The sequence below is a fragment of the Halorubrum sp. Atlit-26R genome, from assembly GCF_003666015.1.
GTDB lineage: Archaea > Halobacteriota > Halobacteria > Halobacteriales > Haloferacaceae > Halorubrum.
This window is the reverse complement of the sequence record NZ_QPLT01000327.1, coordinates 1-561: the sequence shown is the minus strand read 5'-3', so window position 1 is coordinate 561 and position 561 is coordinate 1. Positions and strand designations below refer to the sequence as shown.

1 protein-coding gene and 1 pseudogene are annotated in these 561 nt (G+C 60.4%); both read left to right on the top strand.

Translation table 11 applies throughout. From position 1 onward, the window contains the following. Positions 1–236 (top strand): hypothetical protein (locus DVK07_RS24025; RefSeq protein WP_121598604.1); only part of this gene is annotated, 236 nt, incomplete at its 5' end. 54 nt (positions 237–290) lie between these two features. Continuing rightward, positions 291–561: pseudogene (locus DVK07_RS24020) on the top strand (hypothetical protein); the annotation flags it as partial.

Sequence of the window (561 nt, the reverse complement as noted above, 5' to 3'; positions counted from 1 at the left end):
GCGGCCGTGAGGAGCGCATCGCGGCGGTCAAGCGTTGGGTCGCGTATATTCAGTCTGGGCCGCCGGAGGTGTGGGGCCCTCAACAGAATGCCGTTGTCAACGGGCAACTCAGCGCTGCCCAACATGTTGCGACGTCGGCAGCACATCAGCAACACGTCGCGGCTGTCGCGGCCGAGATTCGTGCCGTGCGTGATGACGACGCTGCTGGCGAATCGGTCTCACCCGACGACTCGTAGCTGGCTAGCGGTTTCAGGCGCGGCTTTTTGTCATCGGCACCCGTATCATAGTCCATGGCAGTGACGGAGTACCGAATCGTCTCCGCAGACAAGTCGACCATTCACGACGAGCCCCACATTGAAGAGAGTCGAATAACGGTTCGACAGCTTCATGCGCTCGTCGAAGAGGCTGAAACCGGCCTGACCATATCGCCGACCGATATGGACTTGATGTGGGAGAGGTGTACGAAGCGCTCGCGTACTACCACCGAAATCCCGAAGAGATGGAGCAGATCGAGGCGCGTCATACCCGTGCTGCGACGGAGGCGGCACAACAGTCTTCGGT